This window comes from Alcanivorax sp. HI0044, assembly GCF_001634945.1.
The window spans coordinates 1-17,563 of the sequence record NZ_LWEZ01000336.1; the positions used below are offsets into that span (position 1 = coordinate 1).

General features: G+C 59.0%; 15 protein-coding genes. 8 read left to right on the top strand and 7 right to left on the bottom strand.

The genetic code is table 11. The features are described 5' to 3' along the window. The 3 genes from A3730_RS04075 to ahpC form a co-directional block, all read right to left on the bottom strand. The coding region (locus tag A3730_RS04075; RefSeq protein ID WP_063537544.1) for a cryptochrome/photolyase family protein at positions 1-1,414 on the bottom strand (1,414 nt) is incomplete at its 3' end. 185 nt (positions 1,415-1,599) lie between these two features. After that, a complete protein-coding gene (ahpF, locus tag A3730_RS04080; protein ID WP_063521491.1) occupies positions 1,600-3,216 on the bottom strand; it encodes an alkyl hydroperoxide reductase subunit F in 1,617 nt (538 codons plus the stop codon). Between the two features lie 158 nt (positions 3,217-3,374). Then, positions 3,375-3,938, bottom strand: a complete 564-nt coding sequence (gene ahpC, locus A3730_RS04085) for an alkyl hydroperoxide reductase subunit C (RefSeq protein ID WP_063521492.1) — start codon at positions 3,936-3,938, stop codon at positions 3,375-3,377. Between the two features lie 218 nt (positions 3,939-4,156). On the opposite strand from ahpC, the gene A3730_RS04090 reads away from it, so the two are divergent. After that, positions 4,157-4,498, top strand: a complete 342-nt coding sequence (locus A3730_RS04090) for a hypothetical protein (protein ID WP_063521493.1) — start codon at positions 4,157-4,159, stop codon at positions 4,496-4,498. Between the two features lie 26 nt (positions 4,499-4,524). On the opposite strand, the gene A3730_RS04095 is transcribed toward A3730_RS04090, so the two are convergent. Further along, positions 4,525-7,107 carry an EAL domain-containing protein gene (locus A3730_RS04095; RefSeq protein WP_063537536.1) on the bottom strand — a complete coding sequence of 861 codons (2,583 nt, stop codon included), beginning with the start codon at positions 7,105-7,107 and terminating at the stop codon, positions 4,525-4,527. A 218-nt stretch (positions 7,108-7,325) separates the two neighbouring features. On the opposite strand from A3730_RS04095, the gene mtgA reads away from it, so the two are divergent. Genes mtgA through A3730_RS04110 form a run of 3 tightly spaced genes read left to right on the top strand, consistent with a single transcriptional unit; the run spans position 7,326 to position 10,214 of the window. Further along, complete coding sequence (gene mtgA, locus A3730_RS04100) at positions 7,326-8,057, top strand: monofunctional biosynthetic peptidoglycan transglycosylase (protein ID WP_063521669.1); 732 nt, start codon at positions 7,326-7,328, stop codon at positions 8,055-8,057. Continuing rightward, complete coding sequence (locus A3730_RS04105; protein WP_063537538.1) at positions 8,054-9,484, top strand: META domain-containing protein; 1,431 nt, start codon at positions 8,054-8,056, stop codon at positions 9,482-9,484. Before mtgA ends, A3730_RS04105 begins: the two co-directional genes overlap by 4 nt. Positions 9,485-9,524: 40 nt before the next feature. Then, complete coding sequence (locus A3730_RS04110) at positions 9,525-10,214, top strand: type 1 glutamine amidotransferase (protein WP_063521285.1); 690 nt, start codon at positions 9,525-9,527, stop codon at positions 10,212-10,214. A 281-nt stretch (positions 10,215-10,495) separates the two neighbouring features. On the opposite strand, the gene A3730_RS04115 is transcribed toward A3730_RS04110, so the two are convergent. Continuing rightward, positions 10,496-12,175: a 2-isopropylmalate synthase gene (locus A3730_RS04115; RefSeq protein ID WP_063537540.1), complete on the bottom strand. Its 1,680-nt coding sequence runs from the start codon at positions 12,173-12,175 to the stop codon at positions 10,496-10,498. Positions 12,176-12,474: 299 nt separating this feature from the next. Between A3730_RS04115 and A3730_RS04120 the strand changes: the two genes are divergently transcribed. Both A3730_RS04120 and A3730_RS04125 read left to right on the top strand, forming a co-directional pair. Next, the gene (locus A3730_RS04120) at positions 12,475-12,969 is read left to right on the top strand and encodes an Lrp/AsnC family transcriptional regulator (protein WP_063520498.1); all 495 of its coding nucleotides are present in this window, start codon (positions 12,475-12,477) and stop codon (positions 12,967-12,969) included. A 226-nt stretch (positions 12,970-13,195) separates the two neighbouring features. Next, positions 13,196-13,657 carry a flavodoxin family protein gene (locus A3730_RS04125; RefSeq protein WP_063520499.1) on the top strand — a complete coding sequence of 154 codons (462 nt, stop codon included), beginning with the start codon at positions 13,196-13,198 and terminating at the stop codon, positions 13,655-13,657. 257 nt (positions 13,658-13,914) lie between these two features. On the opposite strand, the gene A3730_RS04130 is transcribed toward A3730_RS04125, so the two are convergent. After that, a complete protein-coding gene (locus A3730_RS04130) occupies positions 13,915-14,673 on the bottom strand; it encodes an enoyl-CoA hydratase (RefSeq protein WP_063520500.1) in 759 nt (252 codons plus the stop codon). A gap of 145 nt (positions 14,674-14,818) precedes the next feature. Between A3730_RS04130 and A3730_RS04135 the strand changes: the two genes are divergently transcribed. Continuing rightward, positions 14,819-15,613, top strand: a complete 795-nt coding sequence (locus A3730_RS04135) for a RimK family alpha-L-glutamate ligase (protein WP_063537542.1) — start codon at positions 14,819-14,821, stop codon at positions 15,611-15,613. Here the strand turns inward: A3730_RS04135 and A3730_RS04140 are convergent. Then, positions 15,559-16,749, bottom strand: a complete 1,191-nt coding sequence (locus A3730_RS04140; protein ID WP_063519594.1) for a hypothetical protein — start codon at positions 16,747-16,749, stop codon at positions 15,559-15,561. The genes A3730_RS04135 and A3730_RS04140 overlap by 55 nt on opposite strands. A gap of 243 nt (positions 16,750-16,992) precedes the next feature. Between A3730_RS04140 and A3730_RS04145 the strand changes: the two genes are divergently transcribed. Beyond that, positions 16,993-17,563: ACT domain-containing protein (locus A3730_RS04145; protein WP_156500882.1), on the top strand; the 571-nt coding region annotated here is incomplete at its 3' end.

The following is a 17,563-nucleotide window of genomic DNA, read 5'->3' on the forward strand; positions in this document are numbered from 1 at the left end:
GTTTGCGATGGCGATGAATAAAGTGCCAGTAAAGGCTGTTGAACGGGCAGCTTTCGGATTCGCTGGCAGTCTTTACGTTGTACTGGCAGTGCTTGCAATAATCCGACATGCGATTGATGTAACTGCCTGACGCGGCATAGGGCTTGCTGCCCAGGTAGCCGCCATCGGCATGCATGACCATGCCCAGCGTATTGGGTAATTCCACCCAATCGAAGGCATCGGCATAGACTTCCAGATACCACTGACAGATGGCCTCCGGCAGTACTCCCAGCAGCAGGGCAAAGTTGCCGGTGACCATCAAACGCTGGATATGATGGGCGTAGGCATGGTCGATGGTATTGCGGAAACACTCGGCCATGCAGTGCATTTTGGTCTCGCCGGTCCAGTAGTACGCCGGCAGAGGCCGGTCGTTGCCAAGCCGGTTTTCCGCGGCGTAGTCCGGCATCAGCAACCAGTAAATGCCGCGTACGTATTCCCGCCAGCCGATGATCTGACGGATAAAACCTTCCACGGCATTGAGCGGTGCGTCACCGGAAAAGTACGCCTGCTCGGCGGCCTGACACACCGCCATGGGATCAAGCAGACCGAGATTGATGTAGGGCGACAGCAGGCTGTGAAACAGGGTGTCTTCGCCGGTGTTCCCTTTACCAGTAAGCATGGCATCCTGATAATCACCAAAGTGTGGCAGGCGATGCTCAATAAAATGATCCAGCGCCTGTTGTGCCTGCGCAGAGGTAGTTCCCCACTGAAACTGCTCCAGAGTGCCGATGTGATCGGCAAACTCTTCTTTCACCAGGGCGAGCACGTCCTCATCAATATCATCGCGCTCGAAGGTTAGCGCGGGCGGCAAAGGGGTTTTGCCCTTGTAGGGCTGGCGATTGTTACTGTCAAAATTCCATTGGCCACCTACCGGCTCATCGCCTTCCATTAGCAACCCGGTATGACGGCGCATTTCCCGGTAGAAAAATTCCATGCGCAACTGTTTCTTGCCTGATGCCCATTTCTGAAAGAAGTCCGGGGAGCACAGAAATCGACTGTCATCGAGACAGCGGATCGATACACCACTGCGCGCCTGCCAGTCCTGGTTGATGGCATGCTGAAGTCGATATTCGCCACATTGCGTCACGACAATTTCTTCGGCATCGCGATAGCGCCCGGCAATCAGCGAGGCAAAGTCACTGAAGTCATGCTCGCCATAGCGATAATAATCCACGCGCCAGCCCGCCTGCTCCAGATCGTGGGCAAAGTGCCGCATGGCACTGAAGATCAGGACAATCTTCTGCTGGTGATGTTTTACATAAGTGGCTTCGTCACGCAGTTCGGCCATCACCAGTCTGTCCTGGTCTGGGTCTAATGCTCCCAGCGTCGGCAAATGCAGGCTGAGCTGGTCGCCAAGGATGATCCCGATTTTCACGCGCATGTCCTTCCATAAGGGATCTTTAGCATGAGGTGCGAGCCGTACAGGGGAGGTGAAGAATACCGATCCCAAAACACTATCCACCGTTTCTGGCAAAGGCTCAGTAACCGCCTATCCCCAAACCAAAAAGCCACCGCATCCGCGGTGGCTTTTTGGCTTACAGCTGGTGAGCGCCAGCGGGGTCAGGCAACGGCAGCTTCCTTCTGCTCGTCTTTGCCATTTTCGTACAGGGCATCCAGCCGGTCGCCCTGGGTCATCAGGTATTCAAAGGCCGCCAGGGAAGCCTTGGAGCCTTCGCCCATGCTGATAACAATCTGCTTGTACGGCACCGTGGTCACGTCACCGGCGGCGTAAATGCCTTCCTCTGAGGTCTGGCATTTCTCGTTGATTTCGATTTCACCAAACCGGCTACGCTCGACCACACCCTCCAGAAAATCACTATTGGGCACCAGACCGATCTGAACGAACACACCGTGCAGCGGCAGGGTATGCACTTGCTCTGTCTCGCGGTCCACGTACTCAATGGCATCCACCTTGCCATTGCTGGCCGTGATCTGTTTGGTGGCCACATTTTTGTGGATGGTGACATTGGCTTTACTTTCCGCCTTGTCCACCAGCACCTTGTCGGCCTTCAGCTCGGGCATGAACTCGAACACGTTCACGGATTTAACGATACCGGCCAGGTCCAGTGCGGCTTCAATGCCGGAGTTACCGCCACCGATCACCGCCACATCCTTGCCCTTGAAGAAAGGCCCATCGCAGTGCGGGCAATAAGCCACACCATTACCGATGTTTTCCTTCTCACCGGGCACACCCAGTTCGCGCCATTTGGCACCGGTGGCCACGATCACGGTCTTGGTGTCGATCTCTTCACCGGAAGACAGCACCACTGTCTTGATTTCGCCCTTCTCGACGCGGGCCACCTTGAGGTGTTCTTTCACGGTGACGTCGTACTCGTTCATGTGCGCCTGCAGCGCACCGGACAATTCCGGGCCGGTGGTTTTCTTCACGGAGATCAGGTTTTCGATGTCCATGGTGTCTTTCACCTGGCCACCGATGCGATCGGCGATCAGGGTGACCTTGAGGCCTTTACGGGCGCTGTAGATGGCCGCAGACACACCGGCCGGGCCACCACCGATCACGGTGACGTCCTGCAGCGGCAGTTTTTCACCAGCGCCAGCCTGCGCGATGCCGGGGTCGTGCTCCAGCAGCTTGTCGATAAGCTCGGCGGCGGTGACCTTGCCGTTGGCGAACAGCTCACCGTTGAGGTACACACTCGGCACGCCCTGAATATCGCGCTCATTGACCACGTCCTGAAACAGGCCGCCATCAATCATTTCGGTGGTGATATTCGGGTTCAACAAGGCGAACTGGTTCAGGGCCTGAACCACGTCCGGGCAGTTATGACAGCTCAGGCTGATAAACACTTCGAAATGCATGTCGCCTTTGGCATTGGCGACCATGCGCTGGAGGCTGTCGTCCAGCTTGATATCTGTCCCGGATGCATGCAGAAACGCCAGCACCAGGGAATTGAATTCGTGACCTGCGGGAATACCGGAGAAACGGATGCCCGTGTCTTCTCCATCCGCTTCCAGCAGAAAGCTGATCGGGCTACGCAGGGTGTCGCCCGTATCGCGTTCTTCGAACGCCAGGTTGTCACTGACACCAGCGATGTCGGAGAGAAAGCTGACCAGTTCATCGCGCTTGTCGTGGGTGCCTTCCTGCAGCACGAAAGTGACTTTCTTCTGCATGTTGGCGGCGTAGCCCTTGAGAGCCTGCAAAATTTCATTCGTGAGCATGAGTCTTCCCTTGTTCCAGATTCAGTCGTCAGTGACGGAGAAAATTCGGGTTGTGGAGCTAAAGCATTAATCAGTCGGACGTCGGGGGTCTGACGTCGGACGCAAAACCAAGCTGGTTTTAGCGTTAGACTTCCGACGTCAGACTTCCGGCCGACTATTTAGATCTTGCCAACCAGGTCCAGAGACGGGGCCAGAGTGGCTTCGCCTTCTTTCCATTTTGCCGGGCACACTTCGCCGGGGTGGTTGCGCACATACTGAGCGGCTTTCACCTTGCGCAGCAGGTCGTCAGCGTCACGGCCGATACCTTCAGCGGTGATTTCCATGGCCTGGATGATGCCATCCGGATCGACCAGGAAGGTCGCACGATCTGCCAGACCCTGGCCTTCACGCATCACTTCAAAGTTGTTGGTGATGGTGCCGGTCTGGTCGCCCACCATGTAGTAGTTGATCTTGCCGATGGTGTCGGAGGTGTCGTGCCATGCCTTGTGGGTGAAGTGGGTGTCTGTGGACACAGAGAACACTTCCACGCCCATTTGCTGCAGCTCTTCGTACTTGTCAGCCACGTCGCCCAGCTCGGTGGGGCAAACGAAGGTGAAGTCAGCGGGATAGAAGAAGAAAATCGCCCACTTGCCTTTTACGTCGGCGTCAGAAATCTCTACAAATTCGCCCTGCTTGAATGCGGTGGCGTTGAACGGTTGGATCTCGCTATTAATCAGTGCCATGTTTCCAAGACTCCCTAAGTTATCGGTAAAACGATTGGGTTAACGTTTCGTCGGAAGTAAGAATGCGTTTTTTGCGGCGATTGGTAAATTTGGATACTTTCATTGCAGCGATAGGCAATACCTAATGCGCTCCATCGACCCGCCAGTAGCGCCCGGAATCAGGAACCCCACCGCTGCCGCCCTGTCCCATGTGAAGACGCACAGAGCAGGAGGCCTTCATGAAAAGCACAGGATGGCGCCAGCTGGCACTGGCCACGGGCTGGATGATGATTGCGGCGGGCACCGCTGCCCCGGCGTCTGGCAGTGATTACGACTACATTCGCGGGGATGACGTCTACGAGGAAGATTACCAGTACGGGGTGGATTACGACGGCCTTACCAGCGTGCCCCAAACCGGCCTGAAAAAAGGCGGGGCAGGCGGCACGGATAACGCCGAAGGCCGACTGCAGAAGCGGGCACTGGAGCTGCAGGAAGAAACCACACAGCCGTCCATGACCCGCGAACTGGACCGCTGGAAGCAGAACAAAAAACTGACGACACCGGGCAAAAACGAACCCTGATCACGGCAGCGGCAGCCGCCCCAGCCTCACCGGCCGCGCGCCACAACCTCCGCGCCACGCGCAGCGCCCACATCCCGGTGTTGCTGCTCAAACAACGCGTTCAGTGGTTGTGGCCGGCCAATGGCATAGCCCTGGACGAAGTCTACCCCGGCCTCCTCCAGCACCCCGATCAGCGCGTGCTCTTCCACGTATTCGGCCACGGTTTTCACGCCCAACCGATGCGCCACCTCGTTGATGGATTCCACAATGGTACGGTCCACGCTGGAGTGCAGCAGGTTGCGCACAAAGCTGCCGTCAATCTTGATGAAATCCACCGGGAAGTGTTTCAGGTAACTGAACGAACTGAAACCACTGCCGAAATCGTCCAGCGCCACCTTGCAACCCTGTTCACGAATACGCCCGAGTAAATCACTGGCCGAGGATAATTGATTCACCACCGTGGTTTCGGTGATCTCAAAGGTGAGCCGCTCCGGTGACAGTGAGGTCTTGCTCAGCAGGGACTCCAGGAACGGCATAAAGGTCGGATCATCCAGGGAGGTGGCCGACAGGTTAATGGCGATATTCAGCTGCGGCAGCGCGGCCAGCTCGTCGCTGAGGGTCACCAGTAGCTGGGTGAGTACCCAGCGGTCGATGTGCGGCATCATCTGGTAGCGCTCTGCGGCGGGAATGAACGAGCCCGGGTTGAGGATATCGCCATTGCGGTCGCGCAGGCGCAGCAATACCTCGTAATGCGACGGCTCCGTACTGGCATCAATGGGGCGAATCTCCTGGGCGTAGAGCAGGAAACGGTTCGATTCCAGCGATTCACGCAGCCCCGCGGCCATCTGTAATTCCAGGTGGCGGCGGGACGCCTCACTGTCGTCCGGGGTGTACACCGACACCTGGTTTCGGCCCCGATGCTTCGCGGCATAGCAGGCCACATCCGCCCGGCTCATGGCCTCTTCCACGGTGATCACGTTGGCGTCCAGCTGCACCAGCCCGGCGCTGGCGCCAACATCGTAAAGCGATTCCTTCCAGGCAAAACGGATATCGCCCAGTGCACCGATTAGCCGTTCAGCAATCTGGATCGCCCGCTGTGCCGGACAATGGCGCAGCAGCAGCCCGAATTCGTCACCGCCCAGCCGGGCCACCACATCGCCCTCGCGCACCTGCCGGCCGATCACCCGGGCGCATTCGCGCAGTAAGGCGTCTCCTGCCACATGGCCAGCAGTGTCGTTCACCACCTTGAAGCGGTCCAGGTCGATAAAGCACAGCATGCTGTGTTCCGTCCCCGGCTCGTCGAGGGATTCCTGCAAGGTATTCTCAAACTCCCGGCGATTGGTAAGGCCAGTCAGGGCATCGTGGGTGGCGTGGTAGCGCAGCTTCTTCTGCATGGCCCGCCGGGAGGTCACATCCCGAAACACCATCACCGCCCCGGTCACCTGGCCATCCGCCGATTTAAGCGGCGCCGCGGAATCCTGAATTTCGTAGCGGCTGCCATCGCGGCTTTGCAGCATGCTGCCTTCGCGCAGAAAACACACATCGCCCCCGCTCAGGGCCACGTTAATCGGGTTGGGGACCGGTATCGTGGCGTTGTCGTCACTGAGCATCAGAATATCGCCCACCGGCAACCCTTCCGCTTCCGCTTCACGCCAGCCGGTGAGCGACTCAGCCACCGGGTTCATAAAGGTCACCCGCCCGATCTCATCCGTCGCCACCACACCATCGGCAATAGAGGTCAGGGTAACGCGCAGGCGCTCTTTCTCATGGGCCAGGGACTGCTGCATGCCCTTTTCTGCCGTCACATCCCAATTGGTGCCCACCACCAGTGTCTCCGCGCCGTCAGAGCGCATCACGGTTTCTGCCCGCACGCGGATATGCCGAATTTCACCGCCGGGACGCAGGGTCCGAAATTCTGTGTCCAGGTCCCCCTCACCCGCGATAACGCGCTGGAACGCCGCGTTGATGTCCGGGTAATCGTCCGGATGCACCTGATCACGCCAGATCTGCAAGGTGCCATCGCCGGGCGCGCCGGGCTGCACCCCGTACAGCTCGTACATGCGTTCATCCCAGAACAACACACCGCTCTGCGGGCTGTATTGCCAGATACCCACGCCACCCACTTCCAGGGCCATTTGCAGGCGCTGGCGGCTCTCCTGCAGCGCCTGTTCCGACAGCCTGGCAGCATGGATATTTTCTACCTGGGCAATCAAATAACTGACCTGCCCCTCGACACGCACCGCCGATACCGACAGGCGCACCCAGAGATCATCGCCACGACGGGTGATAAAGCGCTGTTCCAGTGAGTATCCGGTGATGTCTCCGGCCAACAGGTCCGCCAGCATCCCCCGGCTCTTGAGCAGATCATCCGGGTGGGAAATATCCTGAAAGGAGGTGCTCAGCAGCCCCGCTTCGTCGTAGCCTGCCAAGTCACACAAGGCATGATTCACCGCCTGCCACTCCCCCTTGGGGCTCAGCAACGCCATGCCGATGGAGGAATGCTTCATCGCCAGCCGAAAGCGAATTTCACTGTCTTTTACCTGGGCCAGCATCGCCCGGCTACGCTGAAAAAACAGTGCACCCAGCAACACCACCGCAACGGTAACGGCCCCAATCAGCACACCCTGCATAGCATTCGTCCATTATTATGGTTTTTCTGAGGGAGCCCCTGATTTTTCACCCTCTGTTCACTTTTTGGACGCCCTGCTGCTCCGTGGCCAGCATCACCTGACAAAGCCGGAACTTTCACCGACAATTGGGGCCTGTTACAGGGGTTCCCGGTTCCTACCGTGTCCGGGTGTCCCAGAAGCCCCAGGGAGAAGCAAAGCTGACCTGGTCAGCGACGATCATGACGTTTAAACGACGCCTGCTACAGTGTCTGGCCCTGCTGTTTGTGGCCGCGGCCCTGGCCCAGCTCTGGTATCTGGGCCAGGTGTTACGCCTGCAACACCACAACCCGGACAACAGCGCTTATATGCACCGCGCCCAGGAGCAGGGCAAGGTGCAGCAGTACTGGCGCGATTACGATCAGATCAGCGATTACCTGAAACGGGCCGTACTGATATCCGAAGACGCCCATTTCACCCGGCACACCGGCTTCGACTGGGAAGGCATCCGCTATGCCCTGAAGCGTAATATGGAAGCGGGCAAGCCGGTGGCCGGGGGCTCCACCATTACCCAGCAACTGGCCAAGAACCTGTACCTGTCCGGCGAGCGTACCTATACCCGCAAGGCGCAGGAAGCGGTGATTGCCCTGATGCTGGAAATCGGTCTGAGCAAACGTCGCATCCTGGAGCTCTACCTGAATGTGGCCCAGTGGGGGCACCAGATTTATGGCGCCGAAGCCGCCGCCCGACATTATTTTCAGGTCAGCGCCGCGCAGCTCTCGCCCCTGCAGGCAGCCCAGCTGGCCGCCATGCTGCCACGCCCCAATCTTTATGATTTCAAAGGCCCCACCGACTACGTACAACAACGGGCTCAATGGATTCAGGCGCAAATGGCGCTGGTACGCATTCCCGACCCGGGAACCGTCACCCTGCCGCCGCCTGAACCTGCGCCCCCCGAAGGAAACACGCAATGAAGCAGTATGCCGTCCCCTTTGCCGCCCTGTGTTTTAGCGGCCTCGCCCTGCTGGGCTGTAGCGACAATGACAACACCCAGGCCGCCCCTGCCGGCAACGATAACGCCAATGGCATCACCGGCGTGTGGCAAAACGAACACCAGGTGTTGGTGCTGGAAGCCGGCGGCGACCTGTACCTGCCCATGGACAACAATCTGCAAGGGCTACGCTGGCAGCAACAGGATGACACCCTCACGTTCCACTACCTGGACAATCAGGAACAGCGGGTCACTCTGGCCACCGCCACAGGCCAGCAACACGATGACACTCTTACTCTGAGCAGCGCAGCGCCAAGCCAGGAAGACTCGCAAGCGACGACCGGCGACGACGAAACGACCAAGCCCTCTGCTGATGCCCAGACGGATAACGAAGACGCCGCCCCGCTACTGTTCCATGGCGACTATCAGCGTGCCAACAACGCCGTGGCCCATATCAGTGGCACCGCTACACGTTCACAGGACAGCGAACTGCCGGATAATGCCGTGCTCACCGTCGCCCTGCTGGACAACCAGATAGAGACCGGCACACCCGGCGCCCAACTTGTCGCCAAGCGTCTGATTCGCCTGGATGAAGACACCGATACCATGCCCTTTCGCCTGTACTACCTCCCCGACAACCTGAAAGCAGACCATGAATACCAGATCATCAGTCAGATCCTGGCCGACGGCGGCCTCTTCTATCAGTCCGACGCCATCACGCTGAAGCGCAAAAAACACGGCTTTGCCGATGTCACCCTGCCACTCACCGAGGTAATGACGGACAGCGAAACCCTGCGTGGCGCCATCACCCGTGGCAAGCCCGGACAACACCGTGACACCTTCACCCTGTGCAACAGCGACCGGCGCCTGCTGATTCGCGGCCCGCAAAGCGACGACCTGCTGACCGCCTACGACAACGGCATCCGCTACCCGCAACAGCCCCGCGTGGCCACCGTCAGCGGCCTGGTGCGCAAAGTGCCCGGCACCCAGGAAGGCAGCACCGAAGCCGCTCTTATCGTGGAAAGCTTCAACCTGGAACCGGGCATGGAGAACTGCCAACTGCCCACCGCCGAACTGACCCACACCCGCTGGCAACTGACACACCTGGAGACGGATCGCATTATTCTGGGCAGTGCGGCACAGGTGCCGTTTCTCACCTTCAACGATGACAGCAAGGTCAAAGGCCATGGCAGCTGCAACAGCCTGAACGGCTCCTACCAGCGCGACGGCCAACAGCTGGCGCTGCCCGATCTGGCAACTACACGCAAGGCATGCCCGACCAGCGCTATCGAAAACCGCTACCTCGACGCGCTCAAGGCCAGCGACCACTTCCGCATCGACGGCGAGCTGCTCACCCTGTTTGATAAAGACGATGAAGCAGTGGCCAGTTTTCAGGCCATTTATCTGTAGCACGACACGGATTGAGTAAACCGCAAAAAGGGAAATCGCCATGCGTGTTCATTACCTGTCCCATGTTCCCTTTGAACAACTGGGCGCCATGGAAACCTGGTTTCAGGAGCGGGACATCAGCATTCGGCACTCGCTGTTATTCGCTGGCGACGCCCTGCCCGCCCCGGCGGATTTTGATGTGCTGGTGGTCATGGGTGGCCCCATGGGGGCCGATGACGACCCCCGCTTTCCCTGGATGAGTGCAGAAAAAGCGCTGATCCGCGAGAGCATCGCAGCGGGGAAAAAGGTGCTGGGCATTTGTCTGGGCGCACAACTGATCGCCCGGGTGCTGGGCGCCCCGGTAAGCAGCAACCCGGAAAGGGAAATCGGCTGGTTTCCGGTCTACCCCACACCAGCCGGGAAAAATGACAGTGTGGGCAGACTGTTTGCAGACGCACCAACCGTCCTGCACTGGCACGGCGACACCTTTGCCATCCCCAACGGCGCCGTGCATTTACTGGAAAGTGAAGGCTGCCGCAACCAGGCCTTCCGTTACGGGGATAACGTGCTGGCCCTGCAATTTCATCTGGAACTGGAGAACGGCAATGCACAAGCACTGTGCGACGCCTGCCCGGAGGACCTGACTCCCGGCCGCTGGGTGGAAAGCCGCGAAGCGCTGCTTGGTGACCCGCAGCGCTTTGAAGATGCCCGTCAATTACTCGGGCGAATGCTGAGTGCCTTTCTGGGTTAATCTGACATGCCTAAGCAGAATGGCGACGGCACCTAATGGGACTGAATCGCCTCATGCTCAAGGCCCCTCACCATGAAAGCCGCGCTTCGCACAACGTCATCAAAATAGCACCGGGTCGTGGGAAGTCATGCTTGCATGACGAAGACATCTAGCCTGCAGGTCCGATTAGCCTTAAAGGCGCAACCCGACGGACAACGTGAACCCTGCGCCCCGGCTTCTTCGCGATGCAAGCATCGCTTCCCACAGAAAATCAGGGATATTGGGCGTGCCTCAGGGACTCTTTAACTATTTGCCGCTAACTGCTCACTAGCTTGTTGCACCCGGCCCACCGCAGACAGAATCGCCTGCAAGGCAGCAGCGGTAGTGTCCGCCGCCATGGCCACGGCACTCTGGGTGGTGTCGCCTACCTGCACGCGCACACAGGCCATGGCATTGGCTTCGGTGTTATCGCCCAACGAGTATTCATCGAACGACACCACTTTCACCTCGCCGCCAATGCGCCGATTCAGGGCATCGACCAGTGCCGACATGGCGCCGTCTCCACGGCCGGACAACAATGTCACCGGCTGGCTGTCATCACCAATACTGATCTGCGCCTGCACCTGTTCGTTACTGCGGTTCAGGTCGTAAGAGCGCAACACCCAGCCCATGGGGACGTTCAGATAGTCGCTATTGAAACGACGATGCACCCGCTCGCTGGTGATCTCGCCGCCGTCTTCTTCCGCATCGCCCTGCACCACGCCAGCCAGCTCCTGCTGCAACCAACGGGGCAAGTCGATACCGAAATCCCGCTCCAGCACGTGAGCGACCCCGCCCTTGCCGGACTGGGAGTTGATGCGCACCACTTCCTCGTAACGCCGTCCCACATCGGCCGGGTCAATCGGCAGGTAGGCCGCTGTCCAGATATCCCCTTCCTGATAACGGGCCAGACATTTGCGAATGGCATCCTGATGGCTACCGGAAAAAGCACTGAACACCAGATCCCCCGCATAGGGATGGCGAGGGTGAGTCTGGATGTCGGTAATCTCCTCCACCAATGCCACAATTTCTTTCATCCGTGAGAAGTCGATCTGTGGATCAATCCCCTGGCTGTACAGGTTCATGCCGGCGGTGACCAAATCCATGTTGCCGGTACGCTCGCCGTTACCCAACAAGGTACCCTCGACACGATCCGCCCCGGCCATCACCGCCATCTCGGCAGCGGCCACGCCACAGCCACGGTCGTCATGGGTGTGGACACTGATAATCACGTCATCGCGATACTGAATCTTGTCATGCACCAGCTCAACCTGGTCGGCGAACACATTGGGAGTACTCACTTCCACGGTGGCGGGCAGGTTGATGATCACCCGCTGGCCCTGATCCGGACGCCACACGTTGTTCACCGCATCGATGACTTCGATGGCGAAATCGGTTTCGGTGGCACTGAAGGTTTCCGGAGAATACTGGAAGCTCCAGTGGGTTTCCGGCTGTTTGGCCGCGCAATCGCGCACCCATTCAGCGGCACGCACGGCAATGGCCTTGCAACCGGCCTTGTCCACGTTGAACACCTGCTCACGGAACGTGGGCGAGGTGGCGTTGTAGATATGCACGATGGCGTTCTTTGCCCCTTTCAGGGACTCGAAGGTCCGCGCAATCAATTCCTCGCGGGCCTGGGTAAGCACCTGGATATGCACATCGTCGGGCACCAGATCTTCCTCGATCAGTGCCCGGCAGAAATCAAAATCAATCTGGCTGGCGGAGGGAAAGCCCACCTCGATTTCCTTGAAGCCCAGCTCCACCAACATCTGGAAGAACTGGCGTTTCTGGGCCACGGACATGGGTTTGATCAGCGCCTGATTGCCATCGCGCAGGTCTACCGCCGCCCACAGCGGGGCTTTCTCGATACGCTGGTTGGGCCAGCGACGGTCGGGCTTGTCGATAACAGGAAATGGCTGGTACTTGGTGTGATCAAAGCTCATGTCGAATCCTCAAAGTAAAAAGGGGCAGAAGCTGCCCCCCAGGCTGAATTACTAACCGACGCTCCCAGGGTTACTGCTTGGCGGCTAACAACTCCATGTGTGATCTCGGGTCTCGATCAAGGCGCCGATAGGCACCGGTAGCGGTCAAGAGAGGCATCCGGCTTGTGGCTGTCTGCGTCATCGCCCTACGAGAGATACTTTACGGCGCAGGACGCGCAATGTGCTTGCTTTCTTCACCCATTTTCGGCCTTATGAGCAAGATAATTGCGCAAAACCACCAAATAAGAGAGAAAAACCCCATGAGCAGCTCCGAACTGGCAAAACTGGATCGCACCGACCTGCGTATTCTCGATGCGCTGCAGCACAACGGCGGGCTCAGCAACCAACAACTGGCGGAAACCGTAGGGCTATCGCCTTCACCCTGCTCCCGGCGGGTCCAAAAGCTGGAGTCCGCCGGCATTATTGTGAAGCGGGAAACGGTGCTGGATGCCCGCAAGCTGGGACTGGACCTGACCGTGATGATCCAGATCAGCATGGACCGCCACACACCGGAGCGCTTCGCCAATTTTGAAGAGAAGGTGGCCAGTTACCCGGAAGTACAACTGTGTTACCTGGTCACCGGGCAGGAAGCCGATTACCTGCTGAAAGTGGTAGTGCCCGATATCGACGGCTACCAGCACTTCCTGCTCAACAAGATCACCCGGATCGAAGGCGTCAGCGGTGTGCATTCCAGCTTTGTGATGCGGCGGGTGGTGGATACGGCAGCCTTGCCGCTGAATTATGTGGAGACGTGAGGAGCAGTTGAAAGTTCAAAGTTTAAAGTTGAAAAGCGCGAGATAGGTTTTTGTATTGGAGAGTCCGTGCCCGCGCCATTACCGGGGAACGCGGGCGCGGCATTACAGACATCGACGGCCTGATTCGCGTTTAAACTTTAAACTTTCAACTCAACCCACCACGCCTACAAGCCGGCCGCTCGTAGCTGATATGCTGACTCCATCAACCGCGTTGAATTACGAGACCATGAAAAACCTGCTGATCGTCGCCCACGCCCCGTCACCGAATACGCAAAAACTCCGCGATGCCGCCGCCCGTGGCGCCGGGCACGAGGATATCGAGAGCGTCTCGGTCACCGTGAAGGCACCACTGGAAGCCGGCCCTGAAGATGTGATGGCCTGTGATGCCATCCTGCTCGGCACCACGGAAAATCTGGGCTATATGAGCGGTGCGTTGAAAGACTTTTTTGACCGCACTTACTACGCCGTACTGGAAGAGAAACAGGGCCTGCCCTGCGCCCTGTACATTCGCGCCGGCCATGACGGTACCGGCACCCGCCGGGCGGTGGAAACCATTGTCACCGGGTTACGCTGGAACTGGGTACAGGACCCACAAGTACTCAAAGGGGAATGGCAGGACAACTTCGAGGCCGAAGTGGAAGAACTGGGAATGTATCTGGCGGCGGGACTGGATGCGGGGGTGTTGTAGCTCCGAGCCACTAGCCTCGAGCGACGAGACGCGGGAAAGGGCTGCTGTTACGGCGATGCAGTGCCCGCGCACCGGAGCCGCATTCAAGAACAAACTGCAGGGCTGAATGGCGGAGATTGGCTCACGCCAATTTCCACCCTACGAACACAGATACCAGGATTGACCGCACCCCGCGCTCGAACGCGAACACCAACCTCTCAGCACCTGATACCCCAACCCGCGCCTCGCAGCTCGAAGCTGGTAGCTCGCAGCTGCCTTTACTTGCTCTTACTCACCATGGCCGCGATCACCGCCTTGGCTTCGTCGCCCTGGAGCATTTCCCCGAACAGTGCCAGGTCTTCTTTCACCACCTGGTGCAAAGGCTTGTTGATGGACTCACGCATCAGCCGCTTGCTCGCCTGCAGGGCACGAGGCGGTTTTTTCGCCAGTGTCGCCGCCAGATTGCGGGCCGTCGCGTCCAGCTCTTCACGCGCCACAACCTTGGCCAGCAGCCCGATTTCCAGCGCTTCTGCGGCCAGCATCGGTTCACCAAGCAGCAGCATGCGCGCTGCGCGCTGATAGCCGATCCAGGCTGGCAGCAGCTTGGCGGAACCCGCTTCCGGTACGGCGCCCAGGTCCACAAACGGCGTGATCAGCTTGGCATCCTCGGAGGCCACCACCAGGTCCATGTGCAACAGCATGGTAGTGCCCACACCAACCGCGTTGCCCTGCACGGCCGCAACGACAACCTTGGGGAAATCGTGGATGGCCTGAATGAAATGGGCAGCCTCCCCCGCTTCACCGGGCTTGGCATTCAGGAAATCCACCAGGTCGTTACCGGCACTGAAGGACTTGCCTTCACCCCGGAACAGCACCACGTGAATATCATCACTTTGCTCTGCAGTGGCCAGCAGCTTGACCAAATCCCGGTACATGGCACTGGTCAGCGCATTCAATTTGTCCGGACGGTTCAGGGTAATTTCCATCACTGATTCGGTGTTGTTCACCAGAACCAGATCACTTTCCAGTGTCGGCATCGTCACGACAGCTCTCCCAATCGTATTTATAGTCGGGCAAGGCTAGCGGGCGCGCCCCCACCTGCCAAGGGCGAATAACGACAAAGACGCTTGACCAGCCGGTCAAAGGCGATTAAAAAAGCGAACCTCGGTCGGAATCCCTATAGTGAAACTGATTACTTTCGATCCTTTCCGCACCCTCGGGCTCCCCGGTGTGCGTTATATCAAACCGGAGCATATGCATCAGCACCGCGACGAACTCGCGGCGGCGGACTGGCTGCTATTCCCCGGTTACTGGCAGATCAACAGCCTGCATTACGTGCTCAAGCGGCCGATTTTTCCCAGCCTGTGCAGTTACCACCTGGGTCACGACAAGGTGGAGATGACTCGCGCCCTGCAAACGGCCTGCCCGGACCATGTGCCCGAAACCCTGATCACCTCATCGGACAAATACGGCATCGGCCAGATTCTCGATCAATGGCGCTTTCCGTTTGTGGCCAAGTCGGTGCGCTCCAGCCAGGGCATGGGTGTCTACCTGATCGAAAACCGGCAACAGTTACAGGACTATGCCGCCCGCGAAACCGTTCTGTACGTACAGAAATTACTGCCCATCGTGCGCGACCTGCGCATTGTCGTGGTCGGAGACAGCGTGGTGGCCAGCTACTGGCGGGAGGGTTCCGGCTTTCTCAATAACGTCAGCCAGGGTGGCCGGGTGCGCACCGACCTGCCGGTGCCAGGCAACGCACTGTCACTGGTGGAAGGGCTGGCCCGTTATCTGAACATCAACCACGCCGGGTTCGACGTGGCCATGGTGGATGGCCATCCCTACATTCTGGAATTCAATCGCCTGTTCGGGAACACCGGCATCGCCGCCCTGAACAGGGACGTGCAACAGGCCATGCACAACTACCTGCTGGGCTCGACCCTGCCTCCGTCATCGGACAGCAAGGTCTCCGCCTGAGTGCGTAACAGCGCCTGGTAACGGTGGGCCAACTGTTCCACCGGCTGCAAACGCACCCGGTGGTCACCCGCACAAACCACCTGGGCTTTCTCTGGCTGGTATAGCGCTTTCACATCCAGCTCGGCCACGGTCAGCTGGCTGTCAGGCACATTGAGACGCCCCGGCACACCCGCCACACACAGGGCCCAGGCTTCTTCCTGATCCGGGTCCGCCGTCACCAATGCCTTGAATTCCAAAGAGATCTTGCCCGCCTGTTTGCGCTGCGGCGCCAGCAGCCGCACCACTCTCAGGAACAGCAGGCCAGCACACAGGGCGGAAAACGCGGCGCGTGATGCCGGCCCCTGATAGAAATACAACCCCGCCTGCTCACCAATCACCGGCCCCTGGTGGCCGTCATACAGTGCCGCCACTTGATCCAGCAACTGCTGGTACTCCGCCAGCACCTCTTTCAACACCTCTTCCGTGTAGCGCTGCCGGATATGCGCGAAGTTCACAATGCTGAGGCGTAACTGGGCCTGCATCTCTGCGCCGTCCGGCACAGGCGAGCGGACTATCGGCGGGAACGGCGCATCATGATGTGGCGACTCCTGGGGCACCCTCGGGGCGGATACATCAGGCTCATCCTGCGCGGGCGGCTGCAGGCGCTGCTGTATCAGCGCAGCCGCCACTCGTAACAACAACAGGCACAGCACTGCCAGCACAAAACCCGCTTCGATCTGTTTGCGCGGCAGCAACGTATTGTCACCCAGCAAGGTCAGGGTGCCCGCCAGCTCACCATCGGGGAGCGCTGCCGGCACGGTCACTCGCAAGGGGGAAGCCTTTTCCCCTGCGGCGCCGACCTGCTCCCCGGAGGTATCCTCGAAGCGAATCCCCAGCACCGGTTTCAGCTGCACGGTTTCCCGCCCAATCAGATTAATGCTGATGGAGTCCTCACTGGCCAACGCTTCCGCCGCACGGCGAGCCGTCTGCTGCGCCAACGCTTGCAGCTGCACTTTACGCTCCTGCTCCAGGCCGGCAGAAAAGTGCTCAAGGAAATAGACGCCGACCACCAGCATGGCCAACAGCATAAGAATCAGCTCGCGCAGCAGGCTCCGCTGCTGCCGGATCCATGGCCGCCATTGCTCCCACAGTGACATAACTTTGCTTTCCGTATTCTTGACCGTTGAGACTGCGGCGCAGTATACCGCGCCCGGCCAGGCAGGACTTGACCCAATTGGCGTAGTCGCCTGTCGTTGGGGAACCTGGCCAGGCACAAGAACCTGCCTCTCAAGCCACCATTTCTGCTACTCTTACGCCGTTTCGGGGCAAAGATAGCGCCGACGATCTAACGCTTTTTTACCTTCTGGCACTTTTTATCTTCTGCAACTGGGAGCCCACGCGTGCGCGAGATCATTCTGATCCAGGTATCTGGTAATGACCGGCCCGGCCTGACCGCCGCCTTCACGGGCATTCTTGCCCGTTACCGGCTCAATGTTCTGGATATCGGCCAGGCCGTTATCCACGACACCCTGTCACTGGGCATACTGGTAGAAACCCCGCCGGATGCGGAATCCTCATCGGTACTCAAAGACCTGCTGTTCGAAGCACACAAGCTGAACATCAATGTGCGCTTCCGGCCCATCGACGAAGACCGCTACGAAGAGTGGGTAGCCGGCCAGGGCAAGGACCGCCACATCATTACCCTGCTGGCGCGCAAGATCACCGCCGAGCAGCTGGCCGATGTGACCACCACCGTGGCTGACAACGGACTCAACATCGACAGCATTGCCCGGCTGTCCGGGCGCGTACATCTGGAAGGCGAGGCGCTCAATCAGGACAGCCGCGCCTGTATCGAAATTTCCGTGCGCGGCGAGCCCCAAGACGGCGAGGCCATGCGTGCCGCCTTCCTGAATATCGCCAACGAACGCAATCTGGACATCGCGTTCCAGCGCGATAGCGCCTATCGACGCA

Coding starts and splice junctions, on each gene's coding strand:
- A3730_RS04120 (WP_063520498.1), top strand. CDS start 12,475: ATGAGCAGCTCCGAACTGGCAAAACTGGATCGCACCGACCTGCGTATT.
- mtgA (WP_063521669.1), top strand. CDS start 7,326: ATGACGTTTAAACGACGCCTGCTACAGTGTCTGGCCCTGCTGTTTGTG.
- ahpF (WP_063521491.1), bottom strand. CDS start 3,216: ATGCTCACGAATGAAATTTTGCAGGCTCTCAAGGGCTACGCCGCCAAC.
- ahpC (WP_063521492.1), bottom strand. CDS start 3,938: ATGGCACTGATTAATAGCGAGATCCAACCGTTCAACGCCACCGCATTC.
- A3730_RS04110 (WP_063521285.1), top strand. CDS start 9,525: ATGCGTGTTCATTACCTGTCCCATGTTCCCTTTGAACAACTGGGCGCC.
- A3730_RS04125 (WP_063520499.1), top strand. CDS start 13,196: ATGAAAAACCTGCTGATCGTCGCCCACGCCCCGTCACCGAATACGCAA.
- A3730_RS04115 (WP_063537540.1), bottom strand. CDS start 12,175: ATGAGCTTTGATCACACCAAGTACCAGCCATTTCCTGTTATCGACAAG.
- A3730_RS04130 (WP_063520500.1), bottom strand. CDS start 14,673: ATGCCGACACTGGAAAGTGATCTGGTTCTGGTGAACAACACCGAATCA.
- A3730_RS04140 (WP_063519594.1), bottom strand. CDS start 16,749: ATGTCACTGTGGGAGCAATGGCGGCCATGGATCCGGCAGCAGCGGAGC.
- A3730_RS04095 (WP_063537536.1), bottom strand. CDS start 7,107: ATGCAGGGTGTGCTGATTGGGGCCGTTACCGTTGCGGTGGTGTTGCTG.
- A3730_RS04090 (WP_063521493.1), top strand. CDS start 4,157: ATGAAAAGCACAGGATGGCGCCAGCTGGCACTGGCCACGGGCTGGATG.
- A3730_RS04105 (WP_063537538.1), top strand. CDS start 8,054: ATGAAGCAGTATGCCGTCCCCTTTGCCGCCCTGTGTTTTAGCGGCCTC.